This is a genomic window from Bartonella sp. M0192, assembly GCF_016102305.1.
Taxonomy (GTDB): Bacteria; Pseudomonadota; Alphaproteobacteria; order Rhizobiales; family Rhizobiaceae; genus Bartonella; species Bartonella apihabitans.
The window spans coordinates 1,914,999-1,938,830 of record NZ_JACFOU010000001.1; the positions used below are offsets into that span (position 1 = coordinate 1,914,999).

At 44.4% G+C, this 23,832-nt stretch carries 17 protein-coding genes, 2 tRNA genes and 2 pseudogenes; 6 read left to right on the forward strand and 15 right to left on the reverse strand.

Going from position 1 to position 23,832, the window contains the following annotated elements; genetic code table 11:
• Nucleotides 1-192: 192 nt before the first annotated feature.
• The 5 genes from H3S82_RS08410 to ilvA all read right to left on the reverse strand — a co-directional run bounded on the left by H3S82_RS08410 (nucleotide 193) and on the right by ilvA (nucleotide 5,898).
• The gene (locus H3S82_RS08410; RefSeq protein ID WP_198232847.1) at nucleotides 193-714 is read right to left on the reverse strand and encodes an N-acetyltransferase; all 522 of its coding nucleotides are present in this window, start codon (nucleotides 712-714) and stop codon (nucleotides 193-195) included.
• Between the two features lies 1 nt (nucleotide 715).
• A complete protein-coding gene (gene sseA / locus H3S82_RS08415; protein WP_198232848.1) occupies nucleotides 716-1,576 on the reverse strand; it encodes a 3-mercaptopyruvate sulfurtransferase in 861 nt (286 codons plus the stop codon).
• Between the two features lie 401 nt (nucleotides 1,577-1,977).
• A complete protein-coding gene (locus tag H3S82_RS08420; RefSeq protein WP_198232858.1) occupies nucleotides 1,978-3,402 on the reverse strand; it encodes a DEAD/DEAH box helicase in 1,425 nt (474 codons plus the stop codon).
• A 656-nt stretch (nucleotides 3,403-4,058) separates the two neighbouring features.
• Entirely contained in the window at nucleotides 4,059-4,589 is a 531-nt protein-coding gene (locus tag H3S82_RS08425; protein ID WP_198232849.1) for a hypothetical protein, read from the reverse strand.
• Nucleotides 4,590-4,629: 40 nt separating this feature from the next.
• Nucleotides 4,630-5,898 carry a threonine ammonia-lyase IlvA gene (ilvA, locus tag H3S82_RS08430; protein ID WP_077971880.1) on the reverse strand — a complete coding sequence of 423 codons (1,269 nt, stop codon included), beginning with the start codon at nucleotides 5,896-5,898 and terminating at the stop codon, nucleotides 4,630-4,632.
• A gap of 648 nt (nucleotides 5,899-6,546) precedes the next feature.
• On the opposite strand from ilvA, the gene H3S82_RS08435 reads away from it, so the two are divergent.
• Nucleotides 6,547-6,633 (forward strand) — tRNA-Leu (locus H3S82_RS08435).
• Nucleotides 6,634-7,157: 524 nt separating this feature from the next.
• Here H3S82_RS08435 and H3S82_RS08440 read toward each other — a convergent pair.
• From H3S82_RS08440 to H3S82_RS11410, 4 genes and pseudogenes are all read right to left on the reverse strand, one after another.
• Complete coding sequence (locus tag H3S82_RS08440) at nucleotides 7,158-7,424, reverse strand: hypothetical protein (RefSeq protein ID WP_198232850.1); 267 nt, start codon at nucleotides 7,422-7,424, stop codon at nucleotides 7,158-7,160.
• A 1-nt stretch (nucleotide 7,425) separates the two neighbouring features.
• Nucleotides 7,426-9,795 carry a mechanosensitive ion channel family protein gene (locus tag H3S82_RS08445; RefSeq protein ID WP_246785256.1) on the reverse strand — a complete coding sequence of 790 codons (2,370 nt, stop codon included), beginning with the start codon at nucleotides 9,793-9,795 and terminating at the stop codon, nucleotides 7,426-7,428.
• Between the two features lie 962 nt (nucleotides 9,796-10,757).
• A pseudogene (locus H3S82_RS08450) lies at nucleotides 10,758-10,841 on the reverse strand (hypothetical protein); the annotation flags it as partial.
• A gap of 7 nt (nucleotides 10,842-10,848) precedes the next feature.
• The gene (locus tag H3S82_RS11410) at nucleotides 10,849-10,962 is read right to left on the reverse strand and encodes a hypothetical protein (RefSeq protein WP_369459117.1); all 114 of its coding nucleotides are present in this window, start codon (nucleotides 10,960-10,962) and stop codon (nucleotides 10,849-10,851) included.
• 267 nt (nucleotides 10,963-11,229) lie between these two features.
• On the opposite strand from H3S82_RS11410, the gene secD reads away from it, so the two are divergent.
• The 3 genes from secD (at nucleotide 11,230) to H3S82_RS08465 (ending at nucleotide 16,706) form a co-directional block, all read left to right on the forward strand.
• Entirely contained in the window at nucleotides 11,230-13,779 is a 2,550-nt protein-coding gene (gene secD, locus H3S82_RS08455) for a protein translocase subunit SecD (protein ID WP_198232860.1), read from the forward strand.
• A gap of 180 nt (nucleotides 13,780-13,959) precedes the next feature.
• Nucleotides 13,960-15,732: a YbaL family putative K(+) efflux transporter gene (gene ybaL, locus H3S82_RS08460; protein ID WP_198232851.1), complete on the forward strand. Its 1,773-nt coding sequence runs from the start codon at nucleotides 13,960-13,962 to the stop codon at nucleotides 15,730-15,732.
• On the forward strand, nucleotides 15,729-16,706 hold the full coding sequence (locus H3S82_RS08465; RefSeq protein ID WP_198224347.1) for a YbhN family protein: 978 nt from the start codon (nucleotides 15,729-15,731) through the stop codon (nucleotides 16,704-16,706). The genes ybaL and H3S82_RS08465 overlap by 4 nt, the downstream gene beginning before the upstream one ends.
• A 31-nt stretch (nucleotides 16,707-16,737) precedes the next feature.
• On the opposite strand, the gene H3S82_RS08470 is transcribed toward H3S82_RS08465, so the two are convergent.
• The 3 genes from H3S82_RS08470 to H3S82_RS08480 form a co-directional block, all read right to left on the reverse strand.
• Nucleotides 16,738-17,757, reverse strand: a complete 1,020-nt coding sequence (locus H3S82_RS08470) for a dihydroneopterin aldolase (protein WP_198232852.1) — start codon at nucleotides 17,755-17,757, stop codon at nucleotides 16,738-16,740.
• Between the two features lie 25 nt (nucleotides 17,758-17,782).
• Nucleotides 17,783-18,355 (reverse strand): NADPH-dependent FMN reductase, encoded by a 573-nt coding sequence (locus H3S82_RS08475; protein ID WP_198224343.1) that lies wholly within the window; start codon nucleotides 18,353-18,355, stop codon nucleotides 17,783-17,785.
• A gap of 100 nt (nucleotides 18,356-18,455) precedes the next feature.
• Nucleotides 18,456-20,018, reverse strand: a complete 1,563-nt coding sequence (locus H3S82_RS08480; RefSeq protein WP_198232853.1) for a TerC family protein — start codon at nucleotides 20,016-20,018, stop codon at nucleotides 18,456-18,458.
• A 459-nt stretch (nucleotides 20,019-20,477) separates the two neighbouring features.
• Here H3S82_RS08480 and H3S82_RS08485 point away from each other — a divergent pair.
• A tRNA-Lys gene (locus tag H3S82_RS08485) sits at nucleotides 20,478-20,553 on the forward strand.
• A gap of 318 nt (nucleotides 20,554-20,871) precedes the next feature.
• Here the strand turns inward: H3S82_RS08485 and H3S82_RS08490 are convergent.
• The 3 genes from H3S82_RS08490 to H3S82_RS08500 form a co-directional block, all read right to left on the reverse strand.
• Nucleotides 20,872-21,567: an amino acid ABC transporter permease gene (locus H3S82_RS08490; RefSeq protein ID WP_198232854.1), complete on the reverse strand. Its 696-nt coding sequence runs from the start codon at nucleotides 21,565-21,567 to the stop codon at nucleotides 20,872-20,874.
• Nucleotides 21,564-22,289 carry an amino acid ABC transporter permease gene (locus H3S82_RS08495; RefSeq protein ID WP_077971912.1) on the reverse strand — a complete coding sequence of 242 codons (726 nt, stop codon included), beginning with the start codon at nucleotides 22,287-22,289 and terminating at the stop codon, nucleotides 21,564-21,566. Before H3S82_RS08495 ends, H3S82_RS08490 begins: the two co-directional genes overlap by 4 nt.
• Nucleotides 22,290-22,393: 104 nt before the next feature.
• On the reverse strand, nucleotides 22,394-23,203 hold the full coding sequence (locus H3S82_RS08500; protein ID WP_198233135.1) for an ABC transporter substrate-binding protein: 810 nt from the start codon (nucleotides 23,201-23,203) through the stop codon (nucleotides 22,394-22,396).
• A 171-nt stretch (nucleotides 23,204-23,374) separates the two neighbouring features.
• Between H3S82_RS08500 and H3S82_RS08505 the strand changes: the two are divergent.
• Nucleotides 23,375-23,717 (forward strand): annotated as a pseudogene (locus H3S82_RS08505) (integrase core domain-containing protein); the annotation flags it as partial.
• Nucleotides 23,718-23,832: the final 115 nt, after the last annotated feature.

A 23,832-nucleotide genomic window follows, 5' to 3' on the forward strand; every position in this document is an offset into this window, starting at 1 on the left:
AAAGCAAGTTATTCATGTCCACAAGGAGCGCGATCGGCGTTCAGACCGCATTGTGGCGCTTTCGAATGACACTAAGATAAGGTCAGCTTCTTTCGTGACATATGGAAATTGGATGTTGCTGTTGAGCTAACAATTAAACCTTTATCTTCATGCAAAAACTCGTCGGAGATAAAGACTTTCCGGATTACTTGCTCAATCCCAACGCTCGATCATAACGTCATTGTAGCTTACCGGTGTGAAACCACATTTCTGGTAGAGCTGTAAGGCACGTGGACTATCCAATGTATTGGTTTGAATAATGACTTTATCCGGATTGGATTCCCACACAGAATGCAAAATCTCGTTAAAAAAGAAGTATGACAGCCCCCTGCCCTGATAATCCGGTACAAGACCGAAATAGACAATTTCGGCAGACTTAGGCAGCTCTTTCAGATTTATTTCAGCAAAACCGGCGGGGCAACCGTCGACATAAAGGACATGGATAACTGTATTTTCCGATTGTATCAGATCTTTCAAAGCCGCGTCAGTCATTTTCCGACGGACATTCCAATGGTGTGCCTTGCCAATCTGCTCATAAAGATAGCGATAAAAATGGACAGGCATATGATAGGCGCGCATAATCGCAATTTGCAGATTAATCGGAGAAGGCACAGTCATCGTAGGCCGCTTATACATTTCCAGATGCGTGACACGGGCATTGAGAAAATGTGGCATATTATTCATCCCCATCAGTGCCAGTAACAACCGGCGTATCTTTTTTAGACCCCCATTCACTCCATGACCCATCATAAAGCCTTACATTATGGTTACCTAATGACTCGAGCGCCAAAGCAAGCACCGCAGCCGTTACACCGGAACCACAAGTGGTTACAACCGGAGCCGCGACATTAATACCTGCATCCTTAAAAATAGTTTTAATCTTGTTCAGATCTTTAAAATTACCATCGGTAGATAAAGTCGAAAACGGGATATTATGAGCGCCCGGCATATGGCCTGAACGCATTCCCGGTCTCGGCTCCGCTTCCTCACCTAAAAATCTTTTATGTCCACGAGCATCGGCTATTTGAGTTGTTTCGCCGTCCACGAGTTGCCGCATCTCGTCAATGAGCACAACCTTGTCTTGTTCAAATTTTACCTGAAAAGACGTCTTTTTAATCTTTGTCGGTTCATTGGTGACCGGATAATGTTTTTTTTGCCAGCCCACAAAGCCACCATCCAGAACATAAACATGTTTTGCGCCCATGACACGAAACATCCACCATGCCCGTGGTGCCGAGAAAAACCCGATGCCGTCATAGATCACAATCGTATCATCAGCATTGACACCCATCTCGCTTGCAAATTGTGCGAACTTTTCAGGGCTCGGAAGCGTGTGGGGAAGACCGGATGTCTCATCACAAACTTTATCATGATCAAAAAATACAGCACCCGGTATATGGGATTTTTCATATTCATCCCGACCATTGCGTTTGGCGGCGGGCAAATACCAGGAAGCATCAAGCACCGAGAGATTGGAATCACCCAATCGCGCTTTCAACCAGTCATCTGAAACAATAAACTCACTGTGGGTTTCCATGATATTATCCCGATTTCCTTAATCCTTGCAACTATATGAGAACATTAGGTGATTTTGCGAAAGATTCAAAGCGGAATAGTAGCGGACTTATAGAGCAATGCAAGTTTAATATAGGACATAATCAAATCGGATGGGCGGCGAGGAGTTGAAAATCGTTGCCATAGTCCAAAGGAGATTTTCCGATCATTTTCGATTTTTGAAAACGTCAAAAGCAACTCATATCCCGAGTAATCAAGATTCCCGCCCAAACCGACATCTCTACCTTGGAGATCAAATCGGAAAAAGCCCGAAAAGCAATCAAAATGCTATCGGGCTTCATTCATAACGGTTGGAAAGCTGAAATGCCTTCGAATTATAATTCCGTTTAGAAAATTATTAGGAAGTTATTCCTCTTCCAAAACTTAGGCCGCGCGTCTTACCGACTTTCTTAATCTTACCGGTTTTTTACGATTATTCGGCTTCTTTCTTTTTGTGCTTACCGGTTTCTCGTTTCGTGCTTCGAGCGTTTCACGATTTTTTCTGGCATCGTTATTTCTGTTTCTCCGCTTGAAGCTTTTTTGACGATCACCCGACAAAGCCTGTTCGTCATCTCTGGTCATAGTCCCGCCGGGCTTTCCGGAAACAGGTTTACGGCGGTGCGTTCTATTCTTTTCGTGAAAAGTCCCGTCCTTTTTGTGTTCATGAGAGCGAGCCTCATCCGAGGAATCGGTCTTGTCTTTACCTTGTTTATTTTCCACTTTTTCAGGTAAAGGACCAAACTGTGGCGGAACGTCTTCACGTGGCAACTTCATGCGAATAACACGTTCAACAGCTTTAAGCCGTGCACTCTCGATACTCTCGTCATAAAGCGTAATGGCTTCACCATGCGCGCCGTTGCGTCCGGTACGTCCAATCCTGTGCACATAGCTTTCAGCCTCGTCAGGAAGTTCGTAATTGATAACATGACTAATTCCCGGAACGTCGATGCCCCGTGCAGCAATATCGGTTGCAACGAGAATGCGCACTGTTCCGTCACGAAAACCTTTCAAGGCTTTTTGACGTGCATTCTGCGATTTGTTGCCATGAATTGCTGCAACAGAATAGCCCGTTTTGGAAAGATTGCGCGTTACCGCATCCGCGCCATGTTTGGTGCGCGTAAAAACAATCACCGAGCTTAAAGCCGGATTGGTCAAAAGCTTGTTGAGAACATCCTTTTTGTTACGACGATCGACTTTATGAACAACCTGATTGATTTCGGCAGCCGTTGTCCCCTGTTTTGCAACTTCGACATGAACCGGATCATGAAGAAGCGTCTCTGCAAGCTTTTCGATTTCCCTCGGCATAGTCGCCGAGAACAAGGCTGTCTGGCGACCTTTCGCCACAAGATCGGCAATCCGGCGCACATCCTTGATAAATCCCATATCGAGCATACGGTCTGCTTCATCAAGAACGAGATAGTCTGTACGGGATAGATCTACGCTCTTGTCACGCACCAGATCCATCAACCGTCCGGGCGTTGCAATGAGCACATCAACACCTTGCGCCATGCGCTTGATCTGCGAATTTTTCGAAACGCCCCCGAGAATGAGACAAGTGGAAAGATGCGTATTTTTCGAGACCATATGAATAGCCTCTTCAATCTGTACGGCAAGTTCACGTGTGGGAGCGAGAATTAAGGCGCGAGCTGTTTTCGGGCGCCGCTTATCGCCCATTGAAAGGATTTTTGTTAAAACCGGCAGACCGAACGCCAATGTTTTTCCCGAACCGGTTTGCGCAATACCTAAAATGTCACAATCGGCAAGCATTGAAGGAATAGCTTCTTCCTGAATAGGCTTAGGCTCGGTCATGCCGGCTTTCAGAAGATTTTTAGCGAGAATAGGCGATACACCCAATGCCTCGAAGGCATTCGAATTTTGTGTTTTCAAAATAAAATCTTTCCCTGCCACTTCCGGACAGGCTTTTTACTCCTGATCTCCCGCGCAACCGGAACATCGGATTAATCAATATAAGGACGAAACGCTCGAGGTTAGCCCTTGAAGCGACTTGCGCGACCAATGAACACCTTTGGCAAGGTGAATGATGCTACAAAGTCCCTTTATAGAAAGTTGGCTCACCAACCCAAGCATCACAACCAGCCTTATCGTTCAATGTGATATAAAAAGCAACTGCTTTCATCCAAAATAAGTAAACTATGACCGCTCGTTGCAACTTCGTCGTTTACCGGAAGAGCGACTGTTTTTTCTTCAACAAAAATATCCGAACATCACCAAATGAAAATTCATTTTGTCGGATATTGCCGCTGCGATCTAATATTCATTCTACCGGATAAAAGCGTGAACGATGATGCATCACGCGAGGTCCAGCAATTATCACCTTCAAGGAAAAGCTTTTTTCCTCAATCAAAAGAGTGCCAATCGTCACACAAAACTTAAGCGGAATGCTGCCCGAACTTTATAAAACGATAAAGCCATGAACCTCATATTTCAGGAACAAACAGGATAAATTATTTGCGGGTTATTTTTTCTTGCGGAATATTTACATCCTGAAAATCCGGATAAATTTCCAGAAATACCGGATTTTGAATAGTCTTCTGCCCGCCATAAATGAGATGCCACTTTGTGTTATCAATAATTGCCAGCGTTGGATATTCGATAATGGCATCTTTTGTTTCTACCCGTGTCGGTATCAGCGCATAAGGAATACCATTGGTTGTCTGACGATATTCGATCTTCCCCGTATCCAGACGATAAGCTCCGGCTGGAAGATTGGAAAACTGGCTTTCCAATTGATTGATAAAATTCTTTTTGAGAGTCTCTTCGTCTGTCTTCAGCCTGAGCGCCATCTCCTTGAAGAGGCGCTCGGGCATATTATTGGCAATGAAGCTCAGATCCTTTTTCTGCGCTGCGTTATTGATTTGTGCAGCAAGACCGTCGAGTTCGGCTTTCTGGATAGAGTCCGGCTCGGCCGCATTCGACACTCCGATTCCGGAAATAAATAACGCCAAAGCAAAAAACAGCGAGGTGAGAAACTTCATTGATAACGACCTTTTGGTTCAATATAGGTATTTGATTTAATTATATAATATAATCAAATAATACCCTGTCATTGGTTATATCGCGATATGCCCAACCAAGCTCTTTGAACTTTGTTTCAAGAACTGCGAAATTCTCGAAACGTTTTGTCTCGATTGCGATAAGAACGGAACCGAAATTGCGTGCCGATTTTTTCAGATATTCAAAGCGCGCAACATCATCATCCGGTCCGAGCTGGTCGAGAAAACCACGCAATGCGCCAGGACGTTGGGGAAAACGGAAAATGAAATATCTCTTCAATCCTTGATAACGCAAGGCGCGTTCTTTCACTTCCGGCAAACGTTCGAAGTCGAAATTGCCACCAGAAATGATAAGGAGAACTTTTTTGCCTTTCAAATCCTGCGGAGAAATGCTCTTCAATGCATCAATTGAAAGACCGCCAGCCGGCTCCACCACAATGCCTTCGACATTCAGCATTTCAATTATTGTTGCGCTCAAACGGTTTTCCGGAATAATCGACACATCATAGGGTGAAAACCCTTTCAGCATCTTGAAGTTCAGTTCCCCAATCTGGGCAACTGCCGCGCCATCGACAAATGTGTCAACATCTTCCAGTTTGACGCGTTTGCCTTCCTTTAAACTGGTGTAGAGACTTGCAGCCCCTTCCGGTTCGGCAAAGCGGATGTGGGTTTTTGTCCAACCACTTTCGCGGATAAAATGGCTGATGCCACTGGCAAGCCCGCCACCACCAACAGGAATGATAACCAGATCGGGTTTTTCATCTCCGACCAGCTCTTGCCACTGCTTTGCAGCCTCGTACATAACCGTTGCTTGTCCGGTCACAATCCGCATATCATCGAAAGGCGGTGCCATTACCCCGCCGCCTTCAGCAACGAAAGCTCTTGCGGCTGCATAGCATTGATCAAAAGTATCGCCGATCATACGAATTTCAATAAATTCGCCTCCGAATGAGCGGGTCTTGTCAATCTTCTGCTGCGGTGTTGTCACCGGCATGAAGATAACACCCTTACGCTTGAAATGATGACAAGCAAAAGCCAAACCCTGAGCATGATTGCCGGCTGAAGCGCAGACGAAAGCCGCTTCCGGAGCTACCTTGTCGAGCATTTGCGAAATGAAATTGAAAGCACCACGAATTTTATAGGAGCGAACCGGAGTCAGATCCTCACGCTTGAGGTAAATTTCTGCATCATATTTCTGACTTAAATACTCATTCCGCTGAAGCGGGGTCTCATCAAAAAGACTGCGCAAAGCTTTGGCAGCTTTCGCCACGTCTTGAACAAACTCACTCATGATATAAAATGCTTTCTATTCCATAAAATTCGAGCTGGCTTTCTTCTGGAAAGTCAATCTTGGCTAGATTAGATCAAACGAGATTATATTCAACAAAAATTCGCAGTCGAATGGCGCGAGACACAAAAAATTCAACTTTCATATCAATCGCACCAATCGCGTTCAATTGCACGAAATGCTGCTTCCATTGAAACGACTTTCGCCCCCTCCACCCTTTTCATATATTGAAAACACCATATCCGGAAAATAAACCCCGCAAAGAAAATTATCGGTAGATAGCAGAATGAAACGTATTTACTAAAACCCGATCTCCTCGGATTGATGAAGTCATATCGGTAGACCTTCCAATTTAATAATCAATATCCAGATGCCCGCATGGTTCGCTCATTAAAAGGCGAAATGAAAACTATCATCTTTCCCATTCTGATAAATTCCGGCGAGCAACAGGAGAAAACATCGGTGACTATTTTCACTGCTTTTTAACGTCTCGTTTTTCAGCGCACTAATTTACGGTGCTAAAAAACTACCGTGCCAAAATAGACAGAAACGTTCGATATTTAAAAATATTGTGGCTATTTCCCCGAGCCGATTTTAAATTAATTTTTTGGCTTCACTTTTTGATATTCGTTCCCTATAAGGGCAAAAGCTGCGGACGTGGCGAAATTGGTATACGCTAGGGACTTAAAATCCCTCGATCTTTAGATCATGCGGGTTCAAGTCCCGCCGTCCGCACCACTACCTTGTTTTAAGCTTCCCCATGCGTTTCTTGCATCTGGTTCAAAGAAAACGCTTCCTTGCTCAACCCGATAATATCGGTCTTAATCTTTCAATTCGCAAAAAATTAGGAAAAGTTCGAAATGAACATGTTTGAACGGATATTGCTCTGCGTTCAGCTTATTGCCCAGTTTCTTAATCAAAGGCGGTTAATCGAAGTCTCTCAATCAAGTTCAAGCAGTCTCTCGACCAAATTAATCAAGTCTATTGCAAAGCCTTTGGTGCAACCAACGCGAACATAAACATTCAAGAACAACTACATTCTGATAGGCGACCAATCGAAAAGACGATTTTTTGAATATAAAAGCACGCTCTTCGTCACAAAAAGAGCTGCCGCTAATTTATCATGCGTTCCTTAAAACCACAGGGAACAAAACGCCAAAGGGATAGAGCGTTATCATCCGACATCAAATCCGACACACGTTTTTAAGGCAAAAATACCGAGCTCTCTGTTTCTCAAAATGGGGACAGTCAATTTTCAGCTTTCATTTGAAGCTCGCACGACTTCCGTTAATTTCTATTGTATCTGTCGCCTTGATTGCAAAGCGATCACCATTCGGGAAGGTAACGAAACATCCCTTTGGACAGATGTCGACTGTCTGATCCGCCTTCAAAGACACATCCCGTCTGGAACTCCCTTCAGCGACCACGAGAGATTCTGTTTTTTGATCGGTATTTTTTATTGTTGCGGCTTGCCCCTCTTCTGCAAAGAAACATGTCAAAGCAACAGCTACAAGAAACCATTTTGTCATATCAGGTAATTCCTTCGTCAGAAAACCGCTTATAAGCCTGAAATCGCACTTTGTTTGTGACCGCAATTGTCGCGGTAATATCGGGCACGTAAATTGCCAGAGTAAAATTGAAATTATTGCTGTCAAAGCTTGAAAAACTGACCCATGGACTCGGATTTTTCAAAACTCCTTCGGTATTATTGGCGGTTTCCATCAATACCTCGACGATATGTTCCGGATCGGACATGGCCGGAACAGTAAACGTCACGTCAACACGCCCGATTTTATTACGATGTGTCCAGTTACCCACATTGTTATTAATGAGACTTGAATTCGGCACGATAATCGTTTGCCGTTTCAACGTCTCGACTTCGGTTGCACGGACACTGATGCGTTTGACAATTCCGACAATTGTACCGGTTTCGACATAATCGCCAACTTTGAAGGGACGCTCTGCCAACAGAATAAGACCGGAGACAAAATTCTGGACAATATTTTGAAGTCCAAAGCCGATACCAAGTGAAAGACCACCGGCGATCAATGCAAGGCTACTCAAATTGAAACCGGCGGCCGACAGGCCTATCAGCGCGGAAAGCGCAATACCGCCATAACCGACGACCGTACGGATGGAATTTCTGACACCTGAATCGACCTTTCCGCGGGCAAGCACTGTGCCATCCAGCCAGCCGATAAACCAGCGTATCAGGAACCAGCTTATCAAAAAGAAGACAATGCCGATTGAAATACCGACAAGCGAGATGGATACATTTCCAATTTCGAAGCCGGTCATTATGTGAATGAAGGCCGATAAAATATCGGATGCCGAAAAGCCGAGTTGCATGATGATCGGCGGCACACAAACAATAATCACAATAATGTTGAGGAGAATACCGGCAACAAGGCCAAGCTGGTCCATTGTGCTATCGTCGATATTAAATCTTTGTACCAGACGACGACCAATGAATGTCTTGGCGAAAGCTCCCTCTTCAGCCGTTGCACGCGCTGTTTGTATGCCAAGATACATCAACACAAGAAATGCACCGCTAACAACGATTTGTTGAGAAATAAAACGGGCCATGCCGACATAACCGGCAAGTGCTGTCAAGATAGGCAATAACCCGACAACAATAAGCGGAATACGGATATAGAGCGGCCAGGACGTTACCTTTTTATCGTCCTCGCTGCTCGTTCTCGCCCGAACAAAGGAAATCGCCAGAATAATAATACCAACAAGAATAACCGAAATGAAGCTCTTGGCGATAGCAAGTGAAAGAGGTGCTGATACGGCGCGATAAACAGCATTCAGGAAATAATCCAGTGCCATTACCAACGCCAATAAGGTCAATAGCACAATCAACAGACGCGCCGGTTTCGGTGCTATATTCATCAACCGCAGCTCTGGCAGTTTTGGCGAGAGAATGACAAAAGACATACGGGCGATAAAAAACACCAGCATAATGACGTCTGCCGCCGAGCGGAATACCGGTTCCAGATTTGGCCAACTAATTCCGAGATAGTTGAAAAATATAAGTATGAGAATGACAAAAACCGCGCAAATCATTGTCGGAACAAGCGTTGCGACAAAAGCAAATGACAAGCGCTTCAAATAGGATGCGTCTTCTTCTTCCTTCGTCGCCTCATGTTTGACACGACCGATCAATTTATGCGTCGAAACAACAAGAACACCAGCGATAAAAAGTGGAATCAAAATGCTAGCACATAGCGCTAACAACTTGAATTGATATACAAATTGCCACCAGGAAAACATCAACGAGAAAAAGTCCGCCGCTGCATCTTTTGCAGATTGGGCAATTTGTGTACCAAGAGGTGAAGAAAACTCCACCTTGTGGGTCAATGTTCTTGCAAACAATTCCCGCGATTGCGCTATCGTTCTTTCGACAAGACGATTGGCATCAATCGAACAATCTTCGAGCTGTCCGACCAAAGTATTGATCTTCACTTTGAGCTGGCGAAGATTATTTCTCTCGTCGGTAACTGTTTTTGCTTCCTGAACCCCGTCTTGAGGCTCGCCCAATTGATCCAGACGTAAATTGATATCATTCAACGGTGAACGGAAAAGCAGAGCCGTGTTAATGACCTTGCCGCTGACATCCTGTGCTTTGTTACGGATATCGGTCAAGGCTGCATCGTCATCCTGTCCGGCGTCATAGCTCTTCAATAGCTCTTTTAGCTGATCTTTATAGCCATTCACGACCACTTGTTGTTGTTTGACAAGATCTGCGGGGCTTAAAACCGTATTATCACTGGTTGAAGGCGTTTGCGCCTCCGCAACATTCCCGACCGCCGATAGACTTGATAAGGTCATTCCTGTCGAAGAGATTGCCAGAGCAATGATAAAACAGAAATTGCGAATGAGATTTTTAAAATTCATTTTAAAATTCAAAGGACCAACCATTCCAGATAAAGATAACGAATCGCGCATATAGGCTTTAAAAACCAAAAAGCAATTTTAGGGAATGTTACCGGACACCCCCCAATATCAACTATTGTTTTTTGTTTTCCTATAAAATTTTTACAAAACTATGACAAGCCAAGGCCTGTTTTCTCCGATTATTAAAAAAATCGTTCTTCTTCAAATAAGTGCACAAAGACTAAAACATAATCGATCGAATTTTACGCACCTACCGCACTTTCAAGGAAAGTTCACAAGGAAAGTAAAAGCAAGGTCGAAACAAACACCGGATTTTCTTCATAGGCCTTCATAACCAGCCTGAAGGTCTTGTTGCAAATGACAATATAGCGACTTTTAAAATCAACAAAAAAACCGCATCAACCAAATTAGATCGCGAAAAATTGGCACTACATTCTAACACCATAAAACCAAATAATTTCAATTCATTACTCAATCAACATGAATCAAATTCTCTAAACACCCCGTCGTGATTTCGAGATATTTGATATTGGCAGACAGAAATTTTCGATGGTTTCTGTAGAATTCAAAATCTCGCCAATTTGACCGGAACAATGCCGGTTATACTCTATCCGTTACCGTCATTGGGAAAGCCGGTTAATAAAGCTTTAAAGACGTTTTTATTCAATCAATTGGATGAAATTCCTGAATCAAAAAACGAAATCGGTTCACATGAATTTACCGGAAACATAATGAGCCAAAAGTTACGCACTGCAATTACGGCAACCATTCTGATCAATCGGCTTTGCACTTTTGTTTCTTGTTAGCAAATACTCCCTCCCCGATTGATCCGGAATTGATTACCCGTGTAAAAGTTGCGGATTGGTTCACAATATAACTCTTAGATGACTTGATTAACTTTAGAAATGCAGCTTGTTTCAATTTTGAAATTAATCGTCTATCTGCTTAAAGCGGCATGACATCGCCATTTCAGGTGCATAACCCGCTTCGACCAAAGTTTCAAAACCGGTGCCGATAAGGTTGACAAGTCCACCGCAAAGTGTTGATCAAAGTTTATTGCCGACAATGTGTCTCATCGTCATAATGACGCTCGATATTCTTTTTTTGATGATTTTTTGAACAAACCGGATTTCGAGGAAAATTTTCCGCATTATTGTTTTGAAATATTAGGCATTAGCACTAAAATCGATAGTGCAAACAGGAGTTTAGCAAAACTCCGGCATCGGTCCTTGTTGCCGCTTGATCTTTCCATTAGTCTGAAAAGAGGACTTTGTGCGAACATTTAATGGCAAGCGGACGGGAAATCATATTTTCGACACGAAATTAAGGCGTTGCTACTGCCTAAATGTTGAAAACTTCAAAAAGAAGGTTCTTATCTGAACCAAATCGTAATATAGAACCTATTTTTTAGGTGCCAATTATTGGATGGATCTTATGCGAACACCACGCTGGCTAACAACTTTATATTTTGTCGTTCTTCTCTTGGGAGTTCTGGTTGCACTACCTAACCTGTTGACGGAAAAGCAGCTCGAATATTTACCATCATTCATGAGGGATACAAAAGTTGTTCTGGGCCTTGACCTCAGAGGTGGTTCTTCGCTCGTTCTCGAAGTCGATGCCAAGTCGCTCAAGCGCGATCAGTTACGTACCGCACTTGACAATGTCCGTGGCAAACTTCGCGAAAAGCAAATCCAGTCAACCAGTGTCCGTATGATCGGCGATTCGATTGTCGCCGTCATTCCTGATGCGGGTCAGCGCCAAACCGCATTGACTGCGCTTCAAGAATTGGCGACCCCTATTTCGGCAGGCGCATTCCGCGCATCTTCGTCTGATATTGATGTAAGCGAGCAGAATGACGCAATCCGCGTCACGCTGACGGAAGCCGGCATCAAATATCGGGTAAACAATGCTGTTGACCAAAGCCTTGAAATTATCCGTCGACGCGTCGATCAGGTCGGTGTAGCCGAACCGAGCATTCAAAAAGTCGGACTTGATCGCATTGAAGTCCAATTGCCAGGATTACAGGATCCGAAGCAATTACGCGATCTTCTCGGAACTACGGCGAAAATGACATTCCACCTTGTTCCTACCAATGTCGATATGGAAAATCCGCCTGCAGGTGTTTCGATATTGCCGGGTTATACCGACGAAAACCAGCGTTTTCCTATTTATGATCAGGTTTCGCTTGACGGTAGTGTGTTAACCGATGCTTCGGCCGGTTTTGATCCGCAAATTCCCGGCAAGTCGCTTATTTCCTTCAAGCTCAACACAATCGGTGCGAAAGCATTTGCCGAAATTACACGAGAAAACATCGGCAAGCCGTTTGCTATTGTCCTTGATAACAAAGTTCTAACAGCTCCAGTCATTCAAGGCGTCATACCTGGCGGTAGCGGACAAATTACCGGCAATTTCACTCCCAAAGAAGCATCCACCCTCGCCGCCTTGTTGCGTGCCGGCGCATTGCCTGCTCCTTTAACAGTGATAGAAGAACGCACTGTCGGTCCGGATCTCGGTGCGGATGCGATCAAAATGGGGCTTTATACCGGTATTGCCGGTTTCTTCCTCGTGGCACTTTTTATCTTCCTTCTTTACGGGCTATGGGGCATTATCGCCGATATAGCCCTTGCTCTTCATACTGTTCTTACTTTTGCAGCACTCAGTCTCATTGGTGCAACGCTCACGCTTCCCGGTATCGCCGGTATCATTCTCGGAATTGGTATCGCGGTTGATGCGAACATTCTTATCAATGAGCGTATCCGTGAAGAAAGCGAAAAAGGCATGGGGGCTATGGCCGCGCTTGACCGTGGCTTCAAACATGCGTTCTCGACCATTATCGACGCGAATGTGACGGCTGCTATAGCCACTGTTTTGCTGTTGTGGTTCGGTACCGGTCAGATACGCGGCTTTGCTGTCACAATGCTTCTCGGCATCATCATTTCATTGTTTACCGATGTCACCATCGTGCGTATCATTATGTCGTGGGTTGTGCGTGAATGGAAAATTACCAAATTACACATCCATTCATTTTTCAAATTCATTCCCCAACACACCAATTTTCACTTCATGAATGCCCGTTTCATCGGCATCGGTGTTTCCATTTTCCTGTCAATTGCGTCAATCGTGCTGTTCTTCAAGCCGGGTCTTAATTTCGGTATTGATTTTATGGGCGGTAGCCAGATGGCTATTACCACCAAGGCCCCTGCCGATCTTGCTACATTGCGCTCGACATTAGGACAATTAGGATTGGGCGAAATTGCATTGCAAAATGTTTCCAACCAGAACACGGTGCTCATCAGAGTTCAGCAACAGGATGGTGGTGAAGCCCAACAAACTGCAGCCATTGAAAAACTGAAAACTGCCGTCAAGACAATCTACCCCGATGTCACTTTTGACCAGATCGAGGTTGTCGGTCCGAAAGTTTCCGGTGAACTTGCTACAGCCGGCTTTACTGCTGTCGTCCTCGCAGCCATTGCCATGATGTTTTATATCTGGTGGCGTTTCGAGTGGTTCTTTGCTGTCGGTGCCATTGTCACCATTGTCCTCGACACCACCAAAATGGTCGGTTTCTTTGCACTATTCCAGCTAGATTTCAATTTGACAGCTATTGCCGCACTTCTCACAATTGTCGGCTATTCGGTCAACGATAAAGTGGTGGTTTATGACCGTATGCGTGAAAATATGAGGCTCTATAAAAAGATGGCCTTGCGACAATTGGTCGACATGTCGATCAATCAGGTGCTTATCCGTTGTATTTTCACGTCAACAACCACCGTTCTTGCTATGCTCCCGATGGCGATCTGGGGCGGTAGTGCTGTTCATAATTTTGCCGTTCCAATGGTTGTCGGGGTAATTATTGCGACATCCTCGTCAATTTTCATTGCTGCACCAATTCTACTCTTCCTTGGCAATTGGTGGCATCATCACCATGAGGGGCGCGATCTCATTGAAGACAAGCCTCACCCGAATTCAGTGAACGCAAAATAATTTTTTCCAAAAGCCGGTGTGACGAGGTCATGTCATACCGGCTTTTTTTTGGGGGGGTAATCGCCCGATTTTAACAAAACAAATCGGAAAATTTTGTCATAAGCTTAACACAAATGATGTTTATGTTCGTGGCATCTTGACGGGGGCTCGTCAAAAACAGGGAGGAAATTCCAGCCGCAGATGATACAGGATACACCATTGGTAACAACTATTGTTGTGGGATTGTGCCTTGCATTTCTGTTCGGTGTCCTCGCCAATCGTTTACGAATCTCGCCACTTGTCGGTTACCTTCTGGCCGGTGTCATTGTAGGGCCCCATACCGGTGGTTTTCGTGTTGACTCGGTTTTGATCAATCAGCTTGCCGAAATCGGTATTATCCTGTTGATGTTCGGTGTCGGCCTGCATTTTTCTTTTAAAGATCTTCTTTCGGTCAAAGCAATCGCTATCCCCGGTGCTATTGTCCAAATGACTGTTGCCACAGCATTGGGGCTAGGTTTCGGTCTTATCATGGGATGGGGAATGGGTGGCGGCTTGGTCTTTGGGCTTGCGCTTTCTACAGCCAGTACCGTGGTGCTTTTGCGCTCGTTGCAGGAACGCAATCTCATTGAAACAGACCGTGGACGCATTGCTGTCGGATGGCTTATTGTCGAAGATCTGGCAATGGTTCTGGCTCTGGTGCTCATCCCTGCCCTGTCAACTTCACTGGGAGGAAGAATAACCGGCGAAGCCGATCCTCTTGCCCAATGGATGCAATTGGGACTCTTCGGGACAATCCTTCTGACAATTGCAAAAGTTGTACTGTTCGTCATCTTGATGGTGATCGTTGGCCAACGTGTTATCCCCTGGCTTTTGAAAATTTCTGCCCAATCCGGTTCGAGAGAACTTTTTCGTTTAAGTGTTCTTGCAATCGCTCTTGGTGTCGCATTTTTTTCAGCTCATCTTTTTGGCGTTTCTATTGCATTGGGTGCTTTTTTTGCCGGTATGATTATGAGTGGTTCGGAGCTCAGCCAAAGAGCAACAGAAGAAACATTGCCACTTCGTGATGCTTTTGCCGTTCTGTTTTTCGTTTCCGTCGGAATGCTTTTTGACCCATCCAAATTGTTGACAGCTTTTTTGCCTCTGATTGTAACACTCGTCATTATTATTGGCGGCAAATCTCTTGCTGCTTACGCAATCGTCCGGCTCTTTCACCGTCCTTATGCAACTGCTCTCACAATTGGTGCCGGCCTTGCCCAGATAGGTGAATTTTCTTTTATTCTTGCAGGGCTTGGAACTTCGTTGGGAATTATCAATGACGAAGCGCGGGATCTTATTGTGGGAGGCGCCATTCTTTCCATTCTTTTAAATCCGCTGGTCTGTTTTGCCGCCGAAAAAATTCGTTCCCGTCTTGAGACGAAAAATGGCGAAACCACGATTATAGATGTCGGCGCCGATGACGATAGTGATTTGGCAAAAACCGATAAAACCAACCACACAATTCTGGTCGGCTTTGGCGATATCGGCGAAAAAATTGCCGATTCTCTCCAACGCTCTCACACAGATTTCATCGTCATTGATCATAACGGGCAGGCTGTCAAAAGCGCCGAAGACCAGAAAAATGAAGCAATTCTAGGCAATGCAGCCAATATCACTATACTTGAGCGAGCCAATATCGGAAAGGCCCGTCAACTGGTTATATCGACAAAAAGCGCAATTGACGCGGCTAAAATTGTTGCCGAGGCTCGCAAATCGAATGACCGGATCCATATTATTGCCCACGCTGTCACAGGCGTGGAAACCGCTTATCTAAAAGATATGGGGGCGAATACGATAGTGACGGATGACGAAGAAATCGCTAAAGGTATGTTAAAACATTTGAGTTATCCCGAAGAGGATGAACAGGCATGTTCGGATGACAAAACTTCCCCGTCGAATAATGGGGGAACGCCGGAAAATGTGAGTGGATACGTATGAAACTGAAGAAATATATTTGGCCGCTTATCGGCATCGTCGCAATGGTGGTGTCCATCTATATTCTTTACCACAAATTATCGGCGATTTCATTTAGTGACATTACCGGCAGGCTTGGCGCATTAAGCCCGCATCACTGGGTACTTGCCGCTTTTTTTGCATTGCTTGCTTATGCTGCTCTTGCCGGTTACGACCGTATTGCGTTGCAACATTTAGGCAAAAAAATACCGCTTCATTATATTGCCATTTGCTCATTCACGACATATGCGCTTTCCCATAATATCGGTGCATCGGTTTTTTCAGGTGCCATAGTGCGTTATCGTGCCTATAGCAAAAAGGGCTTGAGTGGTGTGGAAATTGCCGTTCTCGTGGCTTTTTGTTCCTTTACCTTTGCTCTTGGTACAATCCTGCTTTCCGGACTGGTACTCGTGATACGACCGGATCTCATTACGCTTGTCCATGAAGGTATTCCCACATGGCTTGCCGTTACCATCGGTATAGGAATGCTGACATTTGTTGCGCTTTATATTTTGGGCAGCCTTTTGCAATTACGCCCGTTAAAAATCGGCAAGTCATTCCAGATTTCCTATCCGCATTTCAGTATTGTCGTTCAACAATTGATTATTGGACCTTTGGAATTGATTGGCGCGGCAGGCGTTATTTATGCCACTCTGCCCGATATCGGAAACCCCGGTTTTATTGCGGTTTTGGGTGTATTCCTTGCGTCCTTTACTGTAACGCTTTTATCGAATGCGCCTGCTGGCGGTGTCGGAGTATTGGAAGCCCTGTTTATGGCCGGTATGCCGAATATGAATGCGGCAGATGTCATTTCGGCTCTCATTGTATTCCGCCTGCTTTATCTCATTATACCGCTTGTTATCTCGCTATTTTTCGTTGCCGCTTTTGAAATAAGCCAATATCGCCAGCGCAATGCAAATATTGCCAATAACGCGGCGAAAAAACCGGATACGAAATAAAATTCAAAGAAGCTTGAAGAGACGACGTTATTCAAGCTTTCTTTTTTTGTCGCTCGATTTCCACACCAACTGCTGCAGGCCCCAACTCGAGCTTATCCACCCGGACGATAACTTTTTGAACCCTCGGGTAAGCAAGAATGAGTGCAGCTATCCGTTCGGCCAATGTTTCAACAAGTTCGACATGACCCAGCGAAACTAGATTTTTGATACCATCAAGAATAAGATCATAGGAAAAAATATGACGCATATCTTCCGGATTGGAAGATAGACGTTCGACATCGGCCTTGATGTTGAAGCGGACCTTTTGTTTATGCCCGTATTCACGTTTATAGGCACCGATTTCCATCGGCAAAATAAAATCTTCAATAATAATGCGATCCGTACCGAGCCCCGAACCTTCGGGAAGTTGTTCCTGCCCGCTATCTACGGGTAAAAGAGCGCGCATCAATAAATTGGTTGCATTATCGCCAAACTGGCCCGATTTGACCGGATGTTTAATAATAAATCCCAGCCAATCAGGTGAATAAGGTAGCAAACGTGGAATGTCAGGTGCCTCGATCATCCCGATAACACCCGCTTCCAAATTATTGGCACGGGATTTTGTCATGAATTGACCGATATTTCCTACCTTTATCTGGCTCAAAATTGTCTGGTCAAGATTACGTGGCTGAAGCAGAATACCACTAAAGCCCAAAGCACCGATAATCGTGATCAAAGAATTATCCGGCGAATTTTCCGCTTCTATCAATGCCACCAGAGGATAATCATTACATTGATTTACCAGCGTTTTCACAAAAGCCGGAAGCTCTTCCGGCAAAGCCGAAACAACAATCCTTTGCGCGCCGCACCGCTCCATCACTCTGGAAGTCAACAAATGGGGATCGGAAGTCCGCAACCATATTTGCGGCGAATAGCTCGCCATATTTTTCAGTGCCGAACATAGTTTTTGCATTTTTTGCAATGTGCCGGACACTAAAACAATGTCAGCGCGGACGCTATAAGCAACCCGCGCATCGTCCTGATCTTCAAGAACGACTAATAATTTAGTCATCACCTTGTCCGAAGGCTAAAACATGTCAAAATTTCGGGCGGATATTTTTCAAACCGTTATTCATTTTGAACAATTCATCAAAAACTGCCTGTGCCCCACCTTCGATAGCGGCGCTTGGTCTGAAATTACCATTCTCGTCTATATACTGGGTATATTGGGGAATTGGCAAAGTTTCAAGAATCGGTACCATTCTTACGGCGTTAACCATCAACCGTGCCGTTTCTACAGCTCTCAAGCCTCCGGAAATGCCGCCATAGCTCAAAAATGATACGGCTTTATAACTCCATTCATGTGCAAGATAAGTCACAGCATTGACAAAAGATGAGGGTGGCAGATGGTCATATTCGGGAATGACGAAAATATAACAATCTCCCTTGGCGATGAGCTTGCTCCACTCTTTTGTATGGGCATGTTCATATTGATGAAGACGCGGATGCTTCGGCTCATCGAATAATGGCAGATTGATTGTTGCCAGATCAATCAATTCAACATCAAAGTTCGAGTGACTGTCCGCATATGAACACAGCCAATCGCCAAGCTTTTTACCGACACGGCCAGCGCGCGTAGGCGTAACGATGATCTGCAAACGTGGTTCCATATCCAATTCCCTCCAAATGAGAACTATTCTTTATCTTACAAATTCTCGTAGATAAGTTAAGCGTCTTTAACAAATAACTGACTATTTTTTTATTGACAAATTATTGATCTTGCTTTTTTACCGGCGATATCAACACTTTTGCTATATTCCGTCGGTCCATTTCAACGACCTTGAAATTAAACCCTTCGGCTTCAAAACTCTCGCCCGTCACCGGCAAATGCCCGAAATGCCATAACATAAAACCGGCAAGAGTTGTATAACGATCATTCTCATCCACCAAATCTTTATCAAGATAACCGCTCAATCGACGAATATCGGCATAGCCTTCAACCATAAAGCTGCCATCTTTCAACTGTTCGGCAATAACCGGTTCGTCATCTTCATCCGGAAAATCGCCGGCAATAGCTTCCAATATATCAGTCGGGGTTGCGACGCCTTCAAACGAGCCATGTTCATCAACCACTATGGCAAGTTGAATTGCTGAACGACGCAATTTTTCCATGAGCCGCAGAACACTGGTATTTTCATGAACGACGAGGGGCTGACGCATGGCTTTCTGCCAGTCGATATTCTTGCCTTCGGCGAGATCAAGCAGCAAATCTTTAGTCAATGCAACGCCGACAAATTCGTCAACTTTCTCGCGGGCAAGCACAAGACGGCTGTGTTTGAATTGCTCGAGTTCGTTGCGCATTTCCTCTTCATCAGTATCAAGGTCAAGCCATTCTATCTCGTTTCGCGGGGACATGATCGACCGGACAGGCCGGTCAGCAAGATCAAGCACACCACGAATCATCTGCTTTTCTTCCGGCCTGAATATTTCAGAGGCGGCAGCCTGTTCAGCAATAAGATCAACTGTTTCACCGAGACTCCCTTCTTTTTTACCGCCGCCCAGAAGACGCAGCACTGCACCGGCTGTCCTTTCGCGCAAATCATTGGTTGAAATAAGTTTCTCTCTGTTATGCCGGCCGATCTGATTGAACGCTTCGATAAGAACGGAAAAACCGATAGCCGCGTAAAGATAGCCCTTCGGAATATGGAAACCGAAACCTTCAACAATGAGGCTAAAGCCGATCATCATCAAAAATCCGAGACACAGGATGACAACTGTTGGATGGCGGTTAACAAATACCATCAGGGGGCCAGAGCCCCACATCATCACACCCATAGCGATAATGACTGCAAGATACATCACCATCATCTGATCTTTTGGGATCATACCTGTCGCCGTAATGATACTATCCAGAGAAAAGACTGCATCGAGCACAACAATCTGGACAATAACTTGCCAAAACACCGCATGGACAACCGAAGTCGAGTTTTCCTGAACCTCGCCCTCCAACCTTTCATGAAGCTCGAGTGTCCCTTTTGCAAGGAGAAAAGCTCCGCCTATTATCAGGATGATGCTGTGCCAACTGAAATTGAAATTACCGAGTGAAAAAAGAGGTTGGTCAAGTGTCATGACCCACCCCATCGCCGTCAGCAGTATCAAGCGCATGACCAATGCACAGCTCAAGCCTGTCAAACGGGCACGGTTCCTTACCTTAGGAGGCAATTTTGTAGCCAAAATTGCGATAAAGACAAGGTTATCAATGCCTAGTACAATTTCCAGAAATATAAGTGTTACAAGCCCCATCCATGCATGGGGATTTGCTATCCATTCCATAATCCGTCAATTCCGAGAAAAGTGCCAAACAAAGGAAAATAGTCGAGGAAAAATATAGTCAACCATTTTTAATCCTCGAGGTCGCCATTTGCAAAACAGCGAACACAACCGATCCTGTTATTCCGGCTCTAAAAGCACGCCGGAACGCCAAATCAACATGATGGTAATGAAAAAATCCCCGAAACGGCCTATACCGCTCGCTACTACAAGAAGGGTCTTCTGATGAATTTTGGTCGGGCATTACGCTCGATCGTCCTCTCTTTACCGGTAACAATTAAAGTCACACATGCTTACGAAAGTTGTATAATGAGGCTATTTCGTATGAAGATCAAGATATTTTCGCAATCTTTATACTTCCCGCTTCAACAATGAATGAAATGACAAAAAAACGAAAATTTTCTATGGACATCAATCCTTAGGAACGCTATAGAACCGCTATCGTTGATCAACAACGCCGTTGGGTGATTAGCTCAGTTGGTAGAGCAGCTGACTCTTAATCAGCGGGTCACAGGTTCGATCCCTGTATCACCCACCATTTAAATCTCCGATTTATTAGTGTTTTTTCAGACAAAAAATTTAGCGATAACAAAGTTTGACACTTTTTTCGAAGAGTTTGACAATTTATGTACTGTTTTTGTTCATTCTAGCACCCAGTCTGACAACCGCCACTTCTACCTTTTTGCTCTTGTCAGCACGTCGAGAATAGTGTCTTGCGATTTCAATTGTCTTTTGTCCCAACGCATTGCCATGCCTATATTTTCGGACAGTGTTTGAAAATAGTTAAACGGATCTCGCTTGTTTTTCTAAAATTATTGCAGCAGAACTAAAACGCAAACTTAATCTGCAATGCCTTTCAGACAAACTGTCTTTCTTTTGAATAGTGTTTGTTGATGCATTCTGCAAAAAAATTCAATGTCATACAGAGCACGAAGTAAACAATCCCGACGAATAGATAGATTTCTGTTGAATAAGCGCCTGTCAAGCGACCGTCAATTTGCCGCGCCAAGGTCAGAAATTCTTGTGTACCAATGATATATGCCAACGACGTATCTTTCGTAAGCGAGATACATTGGTTGATAAATGATGGTGCCATGCGTGGCAGTGCTTGTGGCAAAATCAAAAACCATAGAACTTTCCACCTATTAAATCCTAGTGCTAGTCCGGCTGCCCATTGGTCGTCGCCAACGCTGCGCAGACCTGCTGCAACAGAATGACCAAGATAAGCCCCGCCAACCAAGGATAAGGCCAAAACAATAGTCTGTACTTTTGGCGCAGATATGCCAAGCATCATGGGAAGCAAAAAATAGATCCAGAAAATTAACATCAAAATCGGGATTGCCCGGAAAAACCCGAGAATAGCAACCAGAACCAACTGCCATTTCTGACCTGACATAACAAGCAGGATACCGGATAAAAGACCGAACAAAGCTGATAAGACAGCTGAAAAAACACACAATAGCAATGTTAAAGCCAAGCCGCCTACCGGCCCGTTTGGCCAAGCACCAATCATCAAATATTCGAAATTATCGAAAACGAACGAGAAGTTCACGCCTGAACCCTCCGACCAGTGCTTTTAAGCCGACGTGTTTCGATAATGCGCCCGACTATCTCGATAAGCGCAATTGTTATTAAATATAACACTGTCAAAATAAGATAGACAGGAAAAGCCAAAAGTGAACGCGTTTCAATTTGGCTTGCGACATAGAAAAGTTCGGCAACGCCTATTGAGGCTGTTAGAGAAGAGTTTTTTAAAGCCATCATATATTGGCCGAGCAGTGGTGAAAGCGCGTTGCGTACCGCTTGCGGTAAAATTATAAAACGGAATGCCTGGCTTCGCGTAAAACCAAGGGCAAAGGCAGCAGATTCCTGATTTATCGGTACAGTCTTTATACCAGCGCGCAATTCTTCTGCGATATAGGCGGCTGTATAGAGCGCCAAACCAATAAATCCGTATATAAACTCATATGACGGCCAATTTAAAGTAACTGGGCCGAAAACCCATTGATGTGCATCCAGTAACCAAAATCTGATGTTGTCCGGTACAAAACGGCTGACCCCGAAGTACCAAAAGAACAGTTGAACCAACAATGGTGTATTTCGGAAAATCGCTATGTAAGCTTTGGAAAAAATATTGAGGGGCCAAAACGGGCTTATGCGCATGCTGCATAAGACGGCACCAAGTAATGAGGCAGCAATACATGAAAGAATAGTAAGGACAATGGTTACCTGATAACCGTTCCATATCCAACCTAAATACTCGTGTGACAGCATGTGCTTTACTCAAAAGTCTTGCGTATAAATTTTTGTTCCTGGAATAGACAAAAGAGCCGGTTGTGCCGGCTCCATTGCACAAGTTTCATGTTGGATGAAGAGAATTATTGTTTATCGCCAATCTTGAACAATCTGGGGAGCGGAGTTTTGCTATCGGGGCCGAACCATTTATTGTAAATTTTTTCCGCTTTCCCTGTCTTTTCCAAATCCAGCAGAGTTTCATTGACAACAGTAACAAGTGCAGTTTCACCCTTGGGTGCTGCTGCTGCCATGTAATCATTGGAAATGGTGAATGCTGGCACCTCATATTGATCTTTGTCCGGGACATTTGCCAATAAACCAACAAGCTTCGGACCATCTTGTGTGATGGCTTGCACATTGCCGTTTCGCAACGCGGCAAAAGCAAATGGCGTGTCATCGTAAGTAATAACTTTTGCTGTCGGGTACAAATTTTTCAGATTGATTTCATTGGTTGTGCCTTTATCTGCTCCTATGCGCAAATTTGCCAGTTGGTCAGCTGATTTTAAAAACCCTTTTTTGGCAATAAATTGTTGACCTGAAGCAAAATAGGGAATGGAAAAATCAACCTGCTCGGCGCGCTCTGGTGTGACCGTAAAATTCGCCACAACCAAATCCACCTGACCTGAAGTCAAAAGAGGTATGCGGTTTGCCGGATTGGTTGGATGAACTTCCAATTTAACGCCAAGTTTGTCAGCAACAGCTTGAGCAAAATCAACATCAAGCCCGGTGATCTGTTTTGTTTTTTCATCAACAAAACCAAATGGCGGATTGCTATCAAAAGATGCAACTTTTAGAACGCCAGCTTTTTTTATGTCGTCAAGACGATCAGCATATGCGGCGCTGGCAAAAAGCACAAGAACTGCAGCCAATAATGTGGAAAAATAACGCTTCATGATGATCCTCTTCATGATAGTTGGAATGAGGTTTTCATTTTCTCCATTTTTAGTGGCAAGATAAGAAACATATTGCTAAAATCGTTATTACAATTAGAAAAAAATTTTAGAAAATGAATGTTTTTAGGTTATGCAAACCTGACCGGATTGCTACTGTTATTTTTGCAAAATCTGGAAGCGATTGAAAAGCACTTTGCAACCGCAAGGGCGCCACACCTCATTGAGCATTTACCAGACAATGCTCATGCTACACTGCATTGGAAACGAGGCAGTTTGCAGTAGCGCTTAATCTCAAGCCCTGCTTTACGCCGGTCAAAAGCCCGCAATCAAACGGTATTTCGGAAGCTTTTGTCAAAACGCTTAAACGCGATTATATCAAAATATCCAATTTCCCGGATTCCAAATCAGCTCTTCGGCAGATCAATGGATGGATCAAGGATTATATGAAATCCATCCACATTCCGCGCTCATTATGAACTCTCCAAGGATGTTCAGAAGGGCACTAAATCAATAGATCATGTGTCCGCTCAAACGGGAGAAAGTACATCAATTGATCTATAACCAATTATATGATATAATTATCTTGTATTCATGAGGAATACTGTATTTTAGGTGTATTAAGACATGAC

What these genes read in the sequence shown, in the direction of transcription:
- H3S82_RS08420 (WP_198232858.1), bottom strand. Translation starts at nt 3,402, where the DNA reads ATGACCGAGCCTAAGCCTATTCAGGAAGAAGCTATTCCTTCAATGCTT.
- ybaL (WP_198232851.1), top strand. Translation starts at nt 13,960, where the DNA reads ATGATACAGGATACACCATTGGTAACAACTATTGTTGTGGGATTGTGC.
- secD (WP_198232860.1), top strand. Translation starts at nt 11,230, where the DNA reads ATGCGAACACCACGCTGGCTAACAACTTTATATTTTGTCGTTCTTCTC.
- H3S82_RS08465 (WP_198224347.1), top strand. Translation starts at nt 15,729, where the DNA reads ATGAAACTGAAGAAATATATTTGGCCGCTTATCGGCATCGTCGCAATG.
- H3S82_RS08410 (WP_198232847.1), bottom strand. Translation starts at nt 714, where the DNA reads ATGCCACATTTTCTCAATGCCCGTGTCACGCATCTGGAAATGTATAAG.
- H3S82_RS08470 (WP_198232852.1), bottom strand. Translation starts at nt 17,757, where the DNA reads ATGACTAAATTATTAGTCGTTCTTGAAGATCAGGACGATGCGCGGGTT.
- H3S82_RS08475 (WP_198224343.1), bottom strand. Translation starts at nt 18,355, where the DNA reads ATGGAACCACGTTTGCAGATCATCGTTACGCCTACGCGCGCTGGCCGT.
- ilvA (WP_077971880.1), bottom strand. Translation starts at nt 5,898, where the DNA reads ATGAGTGAGTTTGTTCAAGACGTGGCGAAAGCTGCCAAAGCTTTGCGC.
- H3S82_RS08440 (WP_198232850.1), bottom strand. Translation starts at nt 7,424, where the DNA reads ATGACAAAATGGTTTCTTGTAGCTGTTGCTTTGACATGTTTCTTTGCA.
- H3S82_RS08425 (WP_198232849.1), bottom strand. Translation starts at nt 4,589, where the DNA reads ATGAAGTTTCTCACCTCGCTGTTTTTTGCTTTGGCGTTATTTATTTCC.
- H3S82_RS08500 (WP_198233135.1), bottom strand. Translation starts at nt 23,203, where the DNA reads ATGAAGCGTTATTTTTCCACATTATTGGCTGCAGTTCTTGTGCTTTTT.
- H3S82_RS08480 (WP_198232853.1), bottom strand. Translation starts at nt 20,018, where the DNA reads ATGGAATGGATAGCAAATCCCCATGCATGGATGGGGCTTGTAACACTT.
- sseA (WP_198232848.1), bottom strand. Translation starts at nt 1,576, where the DNA reads ATGGAAACCCACAGTGAGTTTATTGTTTCAGATGACTGGTTGAAAGCG.
- H3S82_RS08445 (WP_246785256.1), bottom strand. Translation starts at nt 9,795, where the DNA reads ATGAATTTTAAAAATCTCATTCGCAATTTCTGTTTTATCATTGCTCTG.
- H3S82_RS08495 (WP_077971912.1), bottom strand. Translation starts at nt 22,289, where the DNA reads ATGCTGTCACACGAGTATTTAGGTTGGATATGGAACGGTTATCAGGTA.